This is a genomic window from Nocardia sp. CC201C, assembly GCF_030010695.1.
GTDB lineage: Bacteria > Actinomycetota > Actinomycetes > Mycobacteriales > Mycobacteriaceae > Nocardia > Nocardia otitidiscaviarum.
This window is the reverse complement of record NZ_JASCXP010000021.1, coordinates 18717-34034: the sequence shown is the minus strand read 5'-3', so window position 1 is coordinate 34034 and position 15318 is coordinate 18717. Positions and strand designations below refer to the sequence as shown.

At 68.7% G+C, this 15318-nt stretch carries 14 protein-coding genes and 2 pseudogenes; 11 read left to right on the top strand and 5 right to left on the bottom strand.

The genetic code is table 11. The annotated features are described in order from the left end of the window. The 5 genes and pseudogenes from QK444_RS04305 to QK444_RS04285 all read left to right on the top strand — a co-directional run. Nucleotides 1–523, top strand: a pseudogene (locus QK444_RS04305) (histidine kinase); the annotation flags it as partial. Next, complete coding sequence (locus QK444_RS04300) at nt 520–933, top strand: roadblock/LC7 domain-containing protein (RefSeq protein WP_029930951.1); 414 nt, start codon at nt 520–522, stop codon at nt 931–933. The pseudogene QK444_RS04305 and the gene QK444_RS04300, both read left to right, overlap by 4 nt. A gap of 7 nt (nt 934–940) precedes the next feature. Beyond that, on the top strand, nt 941–1315 hold the full coding sequence (locus QK444_RS04295; protein WP_029930952.1) for a DUF742 domain-containing protein: 375 nt from the start codon (nt 941–943) through the stop codon (nt 1313–1315). Then, nucleotides 1296–1898 (top strand): ATP/GTP-binding protein, encoded by a 603-nt coding sequence (locus tag QK444_RS04290; RefSeq protein ID WP_172544792.1) that lies wholly within the window; start codon nt 1296–1298, stop codon nt 1896–1898. Before QK444_RS04295 ends, QK444_RS04290 begins: the two co-directional genes overlap by 20 nt. Before the next feature lie 49 nt (nt 1899–1947). Further along, nucleotides 1948–3471, top strand: coding sequence for a carboxyl transferase domain-containing protein (locus QK444_RS04285; RefSeq protein WP_282777255.1), 1524 nt, complete (start codon nt 1948–1950; stop codon nt 3469–3471). 19 nt (nt 3472–3490) lie between these two features. On the opposite strand, the gene QK444_RS04280 is transcribed toward QK444_RS04285, so the two are convergent. Then, the gene (locus tag QK444_RS04280; protein ID WP_282777253.1) at nt 3491–4030 is read right to left on the bottom strand and encodes a hypothetical protein; all 540 of its coding nucleotides are present in this window, start codon (nt 4028–4030) and stop codon (nt 3491–3493) included. Further along, entirely contained in the window at nt 4027–4296 is a 270-nt protein-coding gene (locus tag QK444_RS04275; RefSeq protein WP_029930956.1) for a helix-turn-helix transcriptional regulator, read from the bottom strand. The genes QK444_RS04280 and QK444_RS04275 overlap by 4 nt, the downstream gene beginning before the upstream one ends. A 99-nt stretch (nt 4297–4395) precedes the next feature. Here QK444_RS04275 and QK444_RS04270 point away from each other — a divergent pair, with 99 nt between their 5' ends. After that, nucleotides 4396–5253, top strand: a complete 858-nt coding sequence (locus QK444_RS04270; protein ID WP_282777250.1) for an aldo/keto reductase — start codon at nt 4396–4398, stop codon at nt 5251–5253. On the opposite strand, the gene QK444_RS04265 is transcribed toward QK444_RS04270, so the two are convergent. Next, entirely contained in the window at nt 5231–6664 is a 1434-nt protein-coding gene (locus QK444_RS04265; protein ID WP_282777248.1) for an FAD-dependent oxidoreductase, read from the bottom strand. The two genes, QK444_RS04270 and QK444_RS04265, sit on opposite strands and share 23 nt — an antisense overlap. Before the next feature lie 121 nt (nt 6665–6785). On the opposite strand from QK444_RS04265, the gene QK444_RS04260 reads away from it, so the two are divergent. The 4 genes and pseudogenes from QK444_RS04260 (at nt 6786) to QK444_RS04245 (ending at nt 11554) form a co-directional block, all read left to right on the top strand. Next, nucleotides 6786–7511, top strand: a complete 726-nt coding sequence (locus QK444_RS04260) for an enoyl-CoA hydratase (RefSeq protein ID WP_029930959.1) — start codon at nt 6786–6788, stop codon at nt 7509–7511. 83 nt (nt 7512–7594) lie between these two features. Further along, nucleotides 7595–8713 (top strand): MBL fold metallo-hydrolase, encoded by a 1119-nt coding sequence (locus QK444_RS04255; RefSeq protein ID WP_282777265.1) that lies wholly within the window; start codon nt 7595–7597, stop codon nt 8711–8713. 29 nt (nt 8714–8742) lie between these two features. Further along, a pseudogene (locus tag QK444_RS04250) lies at nt 8743–8928 on the top strand (antitoxin); the annotation flags it as partial. Between the two features lie 331 nt (nt 8929–9259). Beyond that, nucleotides 9260–11554: an ATP-dependent DNA ligase gene (locus QK444_RS04245; RefSeq protein ID WP_282777246.1), complete on the top strand. Its 2295-nt coding sequence runs from the start codon at nt 9260–9262 to the stop codon at nt 11552–11554. A gap of 17 nt (nt 11555–11571) precedes the next feature. Here the strand turns inward: QK444_RS04245 and QK444_RS04240 are convergent, their stop codons facing one another. Then, on the bottom strand, nt 11572–12216 hold the full coding sequence (locus tag QK444_RS04240; RefSeq protein ID WP_282777244.1) for an isochorismatase family cysteine hydrolase: 645 nt from the start codon (nt 12214–12216) through the stop codon (nt 11572–11574). Between the two features lie 606 nt (nt 12217–12822). On the opposite strand from QK444_RS04240, the gene QK444_RS04235 reads away from it, so the two are divergent. Next, the gene (locus tag QK444_RS04235; RefSeq protein ID WP_282777242.1) at nt 12823–14097 is read left to right on the top strand and encodes a lipase family protein; all 1275 of its coding nucleotides are present in this window, start codon (nt 12823–12825) and stop codon (nt 14095–14097) included. A gap of 479 nt (nt 14098–14576) precedes the next feature. Here QK444_RS04235 and QK444_RS04230 read toward each other — a convergent pair whose 3' ends face one another. Next, nucleotides 14577–15236 carry an ammonium transporter gene (locus QK444_RS04230; protein ID WP_282777240.1) on the bottom strand — a complete coding sequence of 220 codons (660 nt, stop codon included), beginning with the start codon at nt 15234–15236 and terminating at the stop codon, nt 14577–14579. Between the last annotated feature and the right edge of the window lie 82 nt (nt 15237–15318).

The following is a 15318-nucleotide window of genomic DNA, read 5'->3' as shown; positions in this document are numbered from 1 at the left end:
CCCGGGTGCGGGTCTGCCGCAGCGTCCGGCTCCGGTGCCGGGGCTGCGCGGCCCTGCCGCGGGCGGTGCCACCGAGGAGGCGCCCGCCGGTCCGGGCAAGCACAGCTTCCGCTCCAATCCGCAGAAGACGGCGTCGTTCTTCCAGACTCGACTGCAGCCTGCCAGCGAAGACGACTCGTCGTTCGGCACTCCGATCTTCGCTGAGATGATGTCGGCGTGGCTGCAGGATCCGAACGCGGACCGGTCCCAGGTGGCCGCCTCCTTCGAATCACCGGGGGACGAGGGTTGGCAAGCGGCCCGTCGTGCGGTGGAATCTCAGCCGGAGAAGCGCACGGCAGCCGGTCTGCCGCAGCGTGATCCGGGGCACCGGTTGGTGCCGGGCGGCGTGAACGGCAACGCCGAACGGACCACCCGCCGGGATCCGGAATCCATCAGGTCCAGCCTGAGTCGTCACCAGCAGGGCGTCCGGGATGGCCGTGCACAGCAAGCAATGAACCTAACCGGAGATAAAGGAGACCGATGAACCCCGATCTAGGTGGTACGAAGCGACAGCTGGATTGGCTGGTTTCGAACTTCGCGAATGAGGTTCCCGGCGTCGCGCATGCCGTGCTTGTCTCGGCCGATGGCCTGCTGATGGCTGCCAGCGCGCAGCTGCCCGTCGATCGGGCCGAACAGCTGTCCGCGGTGACCGCGGGGCTCGCGAGCCTCTCGGTGGGCGTGTCCAACCTCTTCGAGGGCGGCACCGTGCTGCAGTCCGTTGTCGAGATGGAGCACGGATACCTGTTGCTCATGGCCGTTGGTGACGGTTCCTACCTCGCGGTGCTCACGAATACCTCGTGTGACATCGGCCAGGTGGGATACGAGATGGCTTTGTTGGTCGAGCGGGTGGGCCAGACAGTCCAGGCCACACCTCGCGTCACGATGGGTTCCTGATGGTGGGATGGACATAGACAATCAGCGCTTGGGGAGCGCCGAGCCCAGCCTCGTTCGCCCGTATTCCTTGACCGCCGGCCGCACGCGGCCGAAGGTGGAATTGGCGTTGGAGGCGCTCGTCGCATCGCATCCGGTCGCCTTCGAGCGGCAGTTCGAACTCACCAATATCGAGACGTCAATCGTGGAGTTGTGCAGAGAATCGCCGTCTGTCGCCGAAGTCGCAGCGCGCCTGGGCATCCCGATCGGGGTGGCCCGGGTGTTGGTCGCCGACTTGATCGAAGCCGGCCACGTGAAGGTTTCGGCGACATTGAAAGACGATTCCAGCGACGATGAACGTCGCGAGCTGATCGAAAGGGTTCTCAGTGGACTCCGGCGTATTTGATTCGACGACACAGGTCGACACACGCACGAGCAAGCCGACGTCGGCGAAGATCGTGGTGGCCGGTGGCTTCGGTGTGGGCAAGACGACCCTGGTCGGTGCCGTTTCGGAGATCGTTCCGCTGCGCACCGAGGCATTGGTGACCAATGCCAGTGTCGGCGTCGACAGCCTCAGTGGCGTCGAATCGAAGGCCACCACCACGGTGGCCATGGACTTCGGCAGGATCAGTCTTGCCGATGACCTGGTGCTGTACCTGTTCGGTACGCCCGGCCAGTACCGATTCTGGTTCATGTGGGACGACCTGATCCGCGGCGCCATCGGCGCGGTGGTGTTGGTCGACACCCGGCGACTGGAGGACAGTTTCGCCGCCGTCGACTACTTCGAGGCGCGGAACCTACCTTTCCTGGTGGCCATCAACGAATTCGACGACGCGCCTCGCTACCCGATCGAGGACATCCGCCAGGCCCTCGCGGTCCCGGCGGATACGCCGATTCTGTCGATGGACGCCCGCCGCCGGGAACCGGTGAAGCAGGCCCTGGTCGCGGTCACCGAGTACGCCCTGCGCAAGGTCGTGCAGGGGTACTGATCCGGGCATCGCCGACGGCGACGCAATCGGACACGGCTATTCTCGCGCTGTGAAGACAGCGGCGCGGGAACTTCTCGGTGGTCTGCTCGATCCCGGCTCCTTCGTGAGCTGGGATCGGCCTCCGCTGCAGATTCCCGGTTCCGCCGAGTACCGCGCCGAGCTGCGGGCGGCCGCGGCCGCGAGCGGTCTCGACGAAGCGGTGCTGACCGGGGAGGGGCGGTTGCGCGGGCGGCGGGTGGCCGTGATCGCGTGCGAGTTCGGGTTCCTCGCGGGGTCGATCGGGGTGGCGGCGGCCGAGCGCATCGTGTCGGCCGTGCAGCGGGCCACCGCGCTGGGGCTGCCGCTGGTGGCCTCGCCGACCTCCGGGGGAACCCGAATGCAGGAGGGCACAGTCGCTTTCGTGCAGATGGTGAAGATCGCGGGGGCGGTCGCGGCGCACAAGTCGGCTGGCTTCCCCTATCTGGTCTACCTGCGAAATCCCACCATGGGCGGGGTGTTCGCCTCGTGGGGATCGTTGGGGCACATGACTTTCGCCGAGCCCGGTGCGCTGATCGGCTTCCTGGGACCGCGGGTGTACCGGGCGCTGTACGGGCGCGATTTCCCGGAGGGGGTGCAGACGGCGGAGAACCTCTATCGCAACGGCGTCATCGACGGTGTGGTCCCGGTGCGGGTTTTCCGTCGTATCGCACACCGAGCCCTCAACGTGTTCAGTGGAATCGCTGTCGGGCATGCCGAATATTCGCGGGATCCAGCCACTTTGGATTGTTCTCCGGCGGAATATGCTTCGTTGGAAGCTATTCCGGCCTGGCAGTCGGTTCTGAACTCGCGACGTGCCGACCGTCCGGGTATTCGCGAACTGCTGCGTCAGGTCACCGATCGGGTGCCGCTCAGCGGTACCGGCCAGGGGGAATCCGACCGGACGGTGGTGCACGCGCTGGCCCGCTTCCGCGGCAATCCGTGTGTGGTGTTCGGCCACGATCGCCCCGGACAGACCACCGAGACGACCATGGGTCCGGCCGCTTTGCGGGAGGCACGCCGCAGCATGCAGTTGGCTCTGCAGTTGCGGGTGCCGCTGGTGCTGGTGATCGACACCGCCGGGGCTTCGCTGTCCCGCGAGGCCGAGGAACGCGGACTCGCCCCCGAGATCGCCCGCTGCCTGGCCGATCTCGTCACCCTGGATACGCCGACCATCTCGATCCTGCTCGGCCAGGGCACCGGTGGCGGCGCGCTGGCGCTGTTGCCCGCGGACCGGGTGCTGGCGGCCTCGCACGGGTGGCTCGCGCCGCTACCGCCCGAGGGAGCCAGCGCCATCGTCTTCCGCGATACCGAGCATGCTCCGGAATTGGCGGCGTCCCAGCGCATCCGGTCGGTGGATCTGTTCGCCGACGGAATCGTGGACCGCATCGTTCCCGAACGCCCGGATGCGGCGGCCGAACCGGTGGATTTCGCCCGCCGCATGGTCGCGGTCATCGCGCAGGAGTTGGCCGAGCTGACCGCCCGCCCGGTGGCGGAACTGCGCGCGGCCCGACACCTCCGGTACCGCCGTCTCGGCAATCCGCCCGCCGTCGGCTGATGCCCGTCGACCGGCCGGCTCAGCCCTCCGGCTCCGGCTCCGGTCGCGTCCACGCCAGGATCATGGCCGGAGCGCAGCCACCGGCCAGCAACGTCGCCAGGATCATGACGCCGCCCGCGTAGGAGGTCTGGAAGGCGCTCATCTCGGAGCCGAGGGCGGGTGCCCAGATCACGTAGAACAGTGGCGGCAGCGTCAGCCACTGGGTGACCGACAGTCCGATGGATCGGGCGGCCGTCCGCTGCGCGATCTCGAGTTCGTCGAGGATTTCGGCAGGTGCGTTGTCCTGGCCCTGGGAGACGACGCGCAGCATGGTCCAGGCGGCCAGGAAGGTCAGGATCACCGGCAGGATGAGCAGCGTCGCCCACTGCAGATCGAATGCGCACAGCACGCCGGTGACGAAGAGCGCGGTGAGGCTGACGGCCACGGTGACGACCAGCGCCCGCCGCCGGCGCCGGGTGCGCCATGTCGGGAGCATGCCGGCCATGCGCTGCTCGTGGACCAGCCAGCGGCGGACCCGGTAGTCCTGGTAGCGGTCGATGAGACCGGTTGCGGTGGTCATGGTTTCCCCTTCGAGTAGAACTCCGCGGACAGCGGGGTGAATTCGGTGCGAGAGAAGACGGCCTCGACGGGCACGCCGAAGACGTCGCAGATGCGCATGGCCAGGTCGAGGCTCGGGTAGTGGTCTCCCCGTTCGAGTGCCCCGATGGTCTGCACATTCACGTCCACTGCCTCGGCGAGCGCCGCGCGGCTCATGCGGTGCTCGGCCCGCAGCACCGCGATGCGGTTGTAGATCGGCAGGGTTTTACCCCTTCGCACTGGACTCACACAACATAGTGTTGTAAAAACCCAACATCCTGTCAAGTGGTGACCAACACAGCGAAAGGGCTGATTGACCAAGCGGCAAACCGCTTCTACGGTCGGAACGTGACCTTCAGGAGTGAAACGAGCGCCGTCCCCTCGATCGTGCTGAACGACGGGCAGGTGATACCGAAGCTCGGTTTCGGCGTCTTCCAGGTGACGCCCGAGCAAGCGGTCGACGCCGTCACCACCGCCCTGGAGGTCGGCTACCGCAGCATCGACACCGCCATGGTGTACGGCAACGAGGCGGAGGTGGGTCGCGCCATCCGCGATTCCGGCCTGCCGCGCGACCAGGTCTACGTGACCACCAAGCTGTGGAACTCCGATCAGGGCTACGACGCCACCCTGCGCGCCTTCGACGCCAGTATGGAACGCCTGGGCCTGGACTACCTGGACCTCTACCTCATCCACTGGCCGATCGCGGACTCCGGCCTGTACGTGGACACCTTCCGAGCGTTCCAATCGCTGAAGGCCGCCGGGCGCATCACCTCCATCGGCGTCTCCAACTTCACCCGCGAGCACCTCGAGCGCGTGATCGCCGAAACCGGCGAGACCCCCGTGGTGAACCAGATCGAACTGCACCCCCGGTTGACCCAGCCCGAGCTACGCGCCTTCCACGCCGATCACGGCATCGCCACCGAGGCATGGAGCCCGCTCGGTCAGGGCACCCTGCTCGACGACCCGGCCATCGTCGCGGTCGCCGAGGAAACCGGCCGCACCCCCGCCCAGGTCATCCTGCGCTGGCACCTCCAGCTGGGCAATGTCGCCATCCCCAAATCGGTCACCCCCACCCGCATCGCGGAGAACTTCGCCGTCTTCGACTTCGAACTCACCAACGACCAGATGTCGCGAATCTCCGCCCTGGACAAAGGCGCCCGCGTAGGCCCCGACCCCGAAACCTTCACCGCAGGCGCTCCGGACTGAACCACCCCAGGAACTCCGTCAACTCCACCGCTGCCGCCCGCCCCGCCCGATTGGCGCCGATCGTGCTGGCCGACGGCCCGTACCCGATCAGATGAATCCGCGGATCCGCCGCCACCCGGGTGGCCAGCCGCCCGTCCATGGTGATCCCGCCTCCGGGCCCGCGCAGTCGCAGCGGCGCCAGATGATCCAGGGCGCTGCGGAACCCGGTGCACCACAGGATCACCTCGGCCGCCTGGAACTCCCCGTCCGCCCATCGCACCCCGTCGGGTTCGATGTGGTCGAACATGGGGCGGCGGTGCAGCGCTCCCCGCGCCCGCATCGCCCGCACCCGCTCGTCCTCGCGCAACCCGGTCACCGACACCACCGATCCGGGCGGCAACCCCCGGCGCACCCGATCCTCGACGATCGCCACCGCCGCCCGACCGTCCTCGGGCGCGAACTGCCCGTCCCGGAACACCGGTTCCCGCCGTGTCACCCAGGTGGTGCCGGTGACCTGCGAGATCTCATCCAGCAACTGCACGGCGGTGATACCCCCGCCCACCACGACGACGTGCTTTCCCGCGAACTCCGCGGCGGCGCGATAGTCGTGGGCGTGCAGTTGTCGTCCAGCGAATGTTTCCGCGCCGCGGGAATAGGGAATGAATGGCTTGTCCCAGGTACCCGTCGCGTTGATCAAGCCACGGACACGCAGCGTGGCGCCTGGGGTGGGCACCCGACGAGGAACGCCCCCGCCGAGGTCGGAGGCGGCGGCTGGAGCGGTTCGTCCGGTGCGCGAGGTGGCGGCGTCGCTCGGACCGGAATCGACAGCGTGGTCGGTTTCCGGACCAGCGGCGCCGCCGCCGCGGTCTCCGGGGTTGTCCGCCACCCGACCCCCGGCCATCTCCGCCACCTGGCCGCTAGTCTCTTCCGCCGCGCGGCTCCCTGCCTCCTCCGGTGCCCGGCCCTCGGCCCCCTCCAGCACCAGGCCCCCGGCTTCCTGCGCGGCGGCCCGCTCGCCACCCACCCGCGTCTCCGCGTGCAGCAGCCCGTCCACTTCAGTGTTCGGGCAGGTCGCGGCGGTGGCACGATCACACACCACGGCCACCGAGATCGGTCGGTGCACGCGCAGGTCGAACCGCTTCTCGTACAGCTCGAAGTAGTGCGGAACCGCGGTCGCCGCCTGCGCGTGCGCCGCGTCGGGCGGCAGGGTTTCGGCGAATTCCATCCCGGGTAGGTCGTGGACACGATTGACCGTGCTCAGTGTGAGTGAGGGCCAACGGAATTGCCAGGCGCCACCCGGTCCGGGGGAGTGGTCGACAATGAGAAAGTCCTGCTCGGGCCGCAGCCCCAGTCGCCGCAGGTGATAGCCGACGGAGAGTCCGGCCTGGCCCGCACCGATCACCAGGATGTCCACATCGGGTGTCGCGCTCACCGTCCAGACAGTACCGACGGTGCGTTACCGGTCGGTACACACGGCCGCGTCGAGCGCGGAACTGCCGGTCGGTCCCGCTTAGAGTGAAGGGACCAGGGTGCCGACAGTGGGGAAGGGACAGATGCTCGGAGTCAGCCGCGATGGTGAGGTGGTCACCATCGAACTGCAGCGTCCGGAACGCCGGAACGCTCTCAACCTCGAGCTGGTGGGCCGGTTGCGCACCGCTGTCCAGGAGGCGGCGGCCGACGCACGGGTCATCGTGCTCACCGGCCAGGGGCCGATCTTCAGTGCGGGGGCCGATCTGGACGGCGTCTATTCCGACGAGTTCCTGGACGGCCTGATGGGCATGTTGCGCACCATCGAGTCGGTGCCGGTGCCCGTGATAGCCGCGATCAACGGCGGTGCGCTCGGCGCGGGCGTGCAGCTGGCGCTGGCGTCGGATCTGCGGGTGCTGAGCCCCGACTCCTACATCGCCATTCCGGCCGCGAAACTCGGTATCTCCGTGGACCGTTGGACGGTGCGCCGACTGGCCTCGCTGATCGGCTCCGGCCCGGCCCGCACCATGTTGCTGGGCGCGGAACCGATCCCCGCCGCGGACGCCTACGGTTTCGGCTTCGCCAATCGCCTCGGCACCCTCGCCGACGCGCAGGCGTGGGCCAAATCCATCGCGGAGCTGGCACCGCTGTCGCTGCGGCATATGAAGCTGGTGTTCAACGACGACGGCACCCGTGAGGCCGACACCATCGAGCAGCGAGAGGCGCTGAGGGCGGCATGGACGAGCGAGGACGCACAGGAGGCGCGCTTGGCGCGCCAGGAGAAGCGCACAGCGAGGTTCACCGGACGATGAATGCCGAACGAGACACCGGGACAACCGATATCGAGGTGGTGCGGGACCGACTCACGGGTGCGGCGCGCACCGTGGTGGGTGCGATGGCCGGTGCCGTGGGCATCGGCTGGCTGATTCGCGCGGCGTGGGGTATTCCCTCGGCCATGGGGGCGGGCATCTCGGCCATCCAGCCGACCGCCACCGCCTCGGTCCGCTACCGCAACCGCCAGTTCCACAACACCGAGCCGAGCAGCCAGATCGCCTCCGGTTCGGGTTTCTCGCTGCTGAACTCGGTGCTGACCAAACGCAATCTGGGCCGTGCGCCCGGCCCGATTCCGCTGGTCACCCCCGAGCTGCCGGAACAGGCCGCGGATCTGGCCGTCACCTGGTACGGCCATGCCACCGCGCTGGTCGAGATCGACGGCTACCGGGTGCTCACCGATCCGGTGTGGAGCGAACGCGTTTCGCCGTCACCGCTCATCGGCCCGGCCCGGCAGCATCCGGTGCCGCAGCGGCTCGACGAGCTGCCGCCGCTGGACGCGGTGATCATCTCGCACGACCACTACGACCATCTGGACCGCGATACCGTGCAGGGTCTGATGGAGAGCCAGAGCGCGGTCTTCATCGTGCCGCTCGGGATCGGGGCGCACCTGCGGCACTGGCAGGTGCCGGACGAGCGGATCGTCGAAATGGATTGGGGCACCTCGGTTTCGCTGTCGACGCTGCAGCGCGCACACGAGGGCACGGATCTGACGATCACCTGTACGGAGGCCCGCCACTTCTCCGGCCGCGGGCTGGTGCGCAACACCACCCTGTGGGCGTCCTGGTCGCTGGCCGGTCCGCGGCATCGGGTGTACTTCGGTGGCGATACCGGCTACACCAAGGCGTTCTCGGAGGCGGGCGCGAAGCTCGGCCCGTTCGATCTGACCCTGCTGCCCATCGGCGCGTACGACGCCGCCTGGCCGGATGTGCACATGAATCCGGAGGAGGCGGTGCGCGCACACGCCGATCTGAATCTGGGAAACGCGGCGCACGGACTGCTGGTGCCGATTCACTGGGCGACCTTCAATCTGGCCTTCCACGGCTGGTCGGAGCCGGTACAGCGGATGGTGGCGGCGGCCGACGCGGCGGGTACGGCCGTCGCCGTGCCGAAACCGGGACAGCGGATCGACCGCAATGGTGTCCCACCAGGACAGACCTGGTGGAAAGATGTCAGCCGATGACCGAAGACCGAGTGTGAAGGAGCAGGGCTGTGAGTCTTATGGACACGCTCAAGGGATTGGTCGGCAAGGGCAAGGATGTGGCGGCCCAGAACGCCGAGAAGATCGAGTCCGCGGTGGACAAGGCCGGGGGTTTCATCGATCAGAAGACCGGAGGCAAGTACTCCGACAAGATCGACAAGGGTGCCGAGGCGGTGAAGAACGCCATTCCGGAGCAGGGCGGCGCGGGCGCGGCTCCGGAGGCGAGCCCGGCTCCCGCTCCGGATCCCACTCCGGGTGAGAACCCGCCGGGGGAGCAGAAGCCTCCGACGCCGTAAGCCGAGCGACCTCCGGGACGCCCGGGACGGCTCGTTGTTCCGGGCGGCCCTCGTTCGGGGTCGATCAGGGTGCAGACCCGATCATGGTGCAGGGCGCGGACCCGGAACCGGCCGAGCGCGGCATTCGGGCCGTTCGTGTCTCCGATGGGGACCCGAACGGTCCGTTGGTTTTTCGGGTCCGTGTGGTTTACGGGTTCCGATGATTGTCGGTACCCGCCTCTAGACTGGCTGCATGGGGTCCCGGCGGAGTTTCGGGGGAGTCGAGGTGGCGCTGACCAACCTCGACAAGGTGCTGTATCCCGCCACCGGCACCACCAAGGGCGAGGTCATCGACTATTTCACGGCCATCGCCCCGGCTTTGCTGCCGCATATCGCGGGGCGGGCCGTGACGCGCAAGCGCTGGCCGAACGGGGTGGACGAGCCGTCGTTCTTCGAGAAGAACCTGCCCGACCACGCACCGAAGTGGATCGAGCGCCATCGCCTCGAGCATTCCGACCGCACCGTCGTCTATCCGGTGATCGACTCGGTGGCGGGCATGGCGTGGCTGGGGCAGCAGGCGGCCCTGGAAATCCATGTGCCGCAGTGGATATTCGACGGTGACGCACGCGGCCCCATCACCCGGCTGGTCTTCGACCTGGATCCCGGGCCGGGGGCCGGGCTGCGGCAGTGTGCGCAGGTGGCGCTCATGCTGCGTGATGTGGTGCGCGATGTCGGCCTGGACGCCTTCCCGGTGACCAGCGGCAGCAAGGGCATTCACGTCTACGTCCCGCTCGATCGTCGGTTGAGCGCGGGCGGCGCGTCCACCGTGGCCAAACAGGTAGCCACCAATCTGCAACAGCTGTACCCGAATCTGGTTACCGCGAACATGGCCAAGGCGGCGCGCGAGGGCAAGGTGCTGCTCGACTGGAGCCAGAACAATCCGGCCAAGACCACCATCGCCCCCTACTCGCTGCGCGGTCGCGACGAGCCGACCGTCGCCGCACCGCGCACCTGGGACGAGATCGAGAATCGGAAGAAGTTGCGGCACCTACGCTTCGAGGAGGTGCTGGAACGGTGGCGGTCCGACGGCGATCTGATCGCCGCACTGGACGCACCGCTGCCGGAACATCAGCCCGACCGGCTCACCCGCTACCGCTCCATGCGCGACCCGGACCGCACCCCGGAGCCGGTGCCCGCCGCTCGTCCCGCCTCCACCGAGGGCAATCGCTATGTGGTGCAACAGCATCGGGCCCGGCGGCTACACTGGGACGTGCGGCTGGAACGGGACGGCGTCCTGGTGTCGTGGGCGGTGCCCAAGGGTCCGCCGACCGACACCCACGAGAACCGCCTCGCCGTGCACACCGAGGACCACCCACTCGAGTACCTGGAGTTCCACGGCACGATTCCCAAGGGCCAGTACGGGGCCGGGGAGATGACCATCTGGGATGCGGGCACCTACGAGACCGAGAAGTGGCGCGACGACGAGGTGATCGTGCGCCTGCACGGTGAGCGGCTGGACGGGCGGTACGCGCTCATCCAGACCAATGGCAATCAGTGGCTCATGCACCTGATGAAGGACCAGCATCCGGAACTCGACCGGCCGGATGGCGACGGCGCGGTGTCGGGCGACGGCGCACGGGTGCTCACGCCGCCCCGGCAACCCGTGCCGCTGCCGCGCGGACTCACGCCCATGCTCGCAACCCCCGGCGACGTCTCCTCCTTCGAGGCCGACGAGTGGGCCTTTGAAACCAAGTGGGACGGCTTCCGCCTGATCGCCGAGGTCGACGACGGCGCGGTCACGCTGCGCAGCCGCGCCGGGAATATCGTCACCGGCCGCTATCCGACCATCGCCCGGCTGGGCGCGGAACTGGCCGGGCATTCGATCGTGTTGGACGGCGAGGCGGTGGTTTTCGACGATCACGGCACCGCCAATCTCGGGCTGTTGCGCAACCACGCCGGGCAGGCGGTGTTCGTGGCCTTCGACGTGCTCTACCTGGACGGCACCTCGCTGCTGCGTAAACGCTACGACGATCGCCGCCGGGTGTTGGAGGCGCTGGCCGGGCGGTCGCCCTCGCTGGTGGTGCCGCCGCGCCTGGACGGTTCGGGGGCGCGGGCGCTGCGCTACAGCCAGGAGCACGGAATGGAGGGGGTGGTCGCCAAACGCCGGGATTCGGTGTACCTGCCCGGTAAGCGCGGGCAGTCCTGGGTCAAGACCCGCAATTGGCGCACCCTGACGGTGACGGTCGGCGGCTTCCGGCGCTCGGACGTGCGCCGCTTCGCCTCCCTGCTGGTGGGGGTGGAGCACGAGGGCAGGCTGTACTACCTGGGGCGGGTCGGCACCGGTTTCAGCGAACAGGAGATGAGCGAGCTGGACTCGAAACTGCGCCGCCTGGAACGCAAGACCAGCCCGTTCGACAACGAACTCACCGCCGAGGAGCGCAAGGACGCGGTGTGGGTGACACCCAAGATCACCGGCACCGTGCGGTTCATGAACTGGACCGAGACCGGACGCCTGTGGCACCCGGCCTGGATCCCCGCCTCGGACTGAGCCTTTCGCTCCCAGGCTCAGGCCGATTTCTCGAACAGCGGTGTGAGCGTGTCGATATCGGTGACCACCGCGTGGCCCTGGAATTCGAAGTCGGCCCAGGCCCGATCCATGGCCTCGATGTCACGTCCGCCCACCGCGTCCTTGACGACCACCGGAATGAAGCCGAGATCGGTGGAGTGCGCGACGGTCGGGGCGATGCCGATCTCGAGTGCCACACCGACGATCGCGTAGGCCCCGATGCCGAGATCGCGCAGCGTGGCCGCCAGCGGCGTGCCCTCGAACGCCGACATGGCCGTCTTGTCGAAGACCGTCTCGTCGGCGGTCGGGCGAAGTTGCGGCACCAGTTCGAAGGCCGGGGTGTCGCGTTGCAGGATCGGGTGCACCTCGTCCACGGAATCCACCCGCTGCCAGTTCATGGCCATGCGCAGCGCGAACGTTCCGCTCAGCCGTTTGGGCAGGAACATGTGCCGCAGGAAGATCACCGGGTAGCCGCCGCGCCGGGCGGCCTCGACCACCCGCACCACCCGCTCGATGATCGCGTCACCGTCCGGCAGCTGTGACAGCACCCCGACCTGCATGTCGTAGACGATCACCGCCATCCGCTCGGGTGCGCACAGCTCCTCCAGCGAGTCCGGAATCTCCAGGCTGTTCCCGTATCGCACGCTATCCTCCACTCGCCCAATGCGTTTCGCCCAACCCTACCCGCGAGCGAGCAGCTCCGGGGCAAACTCTCGGCGTCGTGCGCGGGAGCGGAAGGCGCGGCGCGCCCTCGATTCCGCGGTTGCGAGCGCACGCCACCACCGCACCGGCAACACCTGATCCACCGCACGCGCACGCCGATCACGCCAGCCGCGCCGACCTGCCGGACGTCCTGCCCGCCGTGGTTGCGGAGGGGCGTGCACGGGATGCCGTGCGGTGGGTCGGGTGCGCAGGGTGCCGCGTCGCCGTGCTGGTGGGTCGGGTGCACAGGGTGCCGCGTCGCCGTGCTGGTGGGTCGGGTCCACAGGGTGCCGCGTCGCCGTGCTGGTGGGTCGGGTGCACAGGGCGCCGCGTCGCCGTGGTGATGGGGACGGTGCCACCGAAATCGCGGCCGTGCGGTGGCAGCGGTGGTGGGCGGCTGTGCGCGCACGCCACGCCCGGGTCGCGAGACGCGCCGAGGAGCGTCGGACGTCCATTGACCAGGCCGGATGGTCCGCAGTACCTTGAGGTCTCCGATGCGCCGGGAGTAGGTACGGCGCGATCACGGGCCTGATGAAGCTGGAGCGTCGGTGGGATACGACGCTGGAGGCGTAATGCGGCAGGGCGGCGCGCGGATTCGAGGATGCGCGCGGGGCGGCAGGGGCTGGTGGATATTCCTGATCGCGGTGGTGATCGCCTTGGCCGCGGCGGTCGCGCCGCTGGCCAGACCGCAGATTCCGGTGCCGGACGACGATCCGTTCTACGCGCCCCCGGCGAACCTGTCGGCCTACGCCAATGGGGCCGTGCTGGATTCGCGGCCCATCGCGGTGTTCGGGCTGCCGTTGCCGGTGGCCGCCTGGCAGTTGCAGTACCGCAGCACCGATTCGCTGGGCGTCCCGATCGCGAATGTCGCCACGGTCATGCTGCCGCCCGGAGCCTGGACGAATCCCGGTGGGCGTCCGCTGCTGTCGTACCAGATAGCGGAGGACAGCCTCGGCACCAGATGCGCGCCCTCCTACGCCCTGCGCGGCGGCCGCGACTTCTCCATCGTGAACACGCTGCTGGACATTCCGTTCCTGGCCGCCGCGCTGCTCCGCGGCTGGGCCGTGGTGGTCTCGGATTATCAAGGGCCGCAGTCGCGTTTCTTCGACGGGGTGACCTCGGGGCGCGGTGTGCTCGACGGCATCCGGGCGGCCCGCGACTTCGCCCCGCTGGGGCTGACCGCCGACAGCCCGATCGGGGCCTGGGGCTACTCGGGCGGTGCGTTCGCCACCCTCTGGGCCACGCAACTGCGCGCGGCCTATGCGCCCGATGTGTGGCTGCACGGGGTCACGGCGGGCGGGGTGCCCGCGAATATCCCGGCCGTCGCCCGCGGCGTGGACGGCAGCCTCCAGGCCGGACTGGCCCTGCTCATCCTGCTGTCGCTGGCCCGCAACGACCCCGCCTCGGGCCTGATCGACCTGCTCGACGAGCGCGGCCGCGCGGCGCTCGCGCAGGAGTCCGAAGCCTGCGGCGCGGACCTGGTGGTGCGGCACCCGTTCGATCGCGTGGACAATTATTCGGCGGTCCCGAACCTCCTGTCGCACCCGGCCTTCGAGGCCACCGCGCAACCCCAGGAGCTGGGCGGATCCACCCCCGACGTCCCGCTGTACCTCTATCACAGCACCGGAGACGACGTGATCCCCGTGGCCGGATTCACCGCGCTGCGGAATCGCTACTGCGCGGGCGGCGCGACGCTCGTCTCGGTGCACTCGCGGGTGCCCGGCCACAATCCCGCGGCCCTGGTGGAATCCGTGGGCGCGATGAAGTACCTGTCGGACCGATTCGCGGGAATTCCGGCTCCCCGCGAATGCGCGGAGAACTGACGTCGCTCCCGGTGCGTGCGAACCCGGGGCGGGTGTGCGCGGACGGTGCGGGAGCGGGAATGACGCCTGCGCGGAGGATGTGCGAGCCGAATGGCGGATGCGCGGGTTCCCAGGGCGGCGGGCGTGGTGGCCGACGCTGAGGTCCCCCAGATCGACCGGTGCCGGTGCCGTGGTTGGTATGCGGCGAAACGTGCTGCCGGAGCAGGCTCCCGGGCACGTGGCCGGGGGCGGGTACATCCGTGTGGCGCGCAGCCCCCGAGGAGGTCTGAACCGATTGCGATCGGACAGTCCGTGATTGGGCGGACTGTGCCACGGGTGCGCCGGGCCGCACCGAGGGCACAGGGTGGGGCAAGTGCGGAGCCCACCCTGACCGCTCCATCGTTGCTTCCCGACCGCTCCCTGTCCGGGTTCGGTCGGCTAGGGCCCGGCGTCCGGCCGAGTCGGCTCCGTCTCAGTTGGCCCGGCTCAGTTGGCCCGGCTCAGTTGGCTCCGGCGAACTTGCTGGTCCCCGGGGGCGCCATGAGGGTGTTGATCAGGTCGATCCCCGCGATGATAAGCGTCGGTCCACCCACCACGAGGGTGCCGATGATGCCGCCGATGGCCGCCCCCGCGATCACGCTGGCGATCACGGTCGGGCCGCCGACAATGCCGGTGAGTCCGACCGCCGCGCCGAGCGCGGTGCCGATGAACGCCCCGATGGCGGTGGCGATGCCGAACTGGCTGGCGAACGTCTGCTGCGCCAACAGGTTCTCCTTCGGCGAGGCGACCGGCTTGATCCCGGCCGGTCGAGCCGTCGACTCGTCCTTGATCGCCGTCAGCGACAGCGTGGCGCCGTCGGCACTGATGTTGTGCGGCAGCGAGTATTCCGTGCCGTCCTGCTGGAACGCCAGCGGCAGGCTCACCCAGGTGCGCCCGGCATTGTCGTTGATGTTCACCGAATTGCCGGCGAGCTGGAAGGTTCCGTTGGTGAGGCTGGTGACAACGGTATTGCCGACCAGCTTGGCCTCGTATCCGATATCGGGGGCGACGGCGTCGGCCTGCGCGGTCCCCATGGCGCCGGTGCCGATGGCGAGGGCGGTGATTACCGGTGCGGCAACAGCCGTGATCTTGCGGTACATCTGCGGTTGTCCAATCTTCATCAGGTTGTTCTGTCAACGCTGGCCGCACACGCTGAAACTTCCTCACCCCTCGCGCGTGTGCAGCCGTGATGCGAATCGCATC

Bases quoted from the DNA above. Each gene is read 5' to 3' on its own strand.
- QK444_RS04300 (WP_029930951.1), top strand. From the start codon at position 520: ATGAACCCCGATCTAGGTGGTACGAAGCGACAGCTGGATTGGCTGGTT.
- QK444_RS04295 (WP_029930952.1), top strand. From the start codon at position 941: ATGGACATAGACAATCAGCGCTTGGGGAGCGCCGAGCCCAGCCTCGTT.
- QK444_RS04280 (WP_282777253.1), bottom strand. From the start codon at position 4,030: ATGACCACCGCAACCGGTCTCATCGACCGCTACCAGGACTACCGGGTC.
- QK444_RS04260 (WP_029930959.1), top strand. From the start codon at position 6,786: ATGCTCGGAGTCAGCCGCGATGGTGAGGTGGTCACCATCGAACTGCAG.
- QK444_RS04255 (WP_282777265.1), top strand. From the start codon at position 7,595: ATGGCCGGTGCCGTGGGCATCGGCTGGCTGATTCGCGCGGCGTGGGGT.
- QK444_RS04245 (WP_282777246.1), top strand. From the start codon at position 9,260: ATGGGGTCCCGGCGGAGTTTCGGGGGAGTCGAGGTGGCGCTGACCAAC.
- QK444_RS04230 (WP_282777240.1), bottom strand. From the start codon at position 15,236: ATGAAGATTGGACAACCGCAGATGTACCGCAAGATCACGGCTGTTGCC.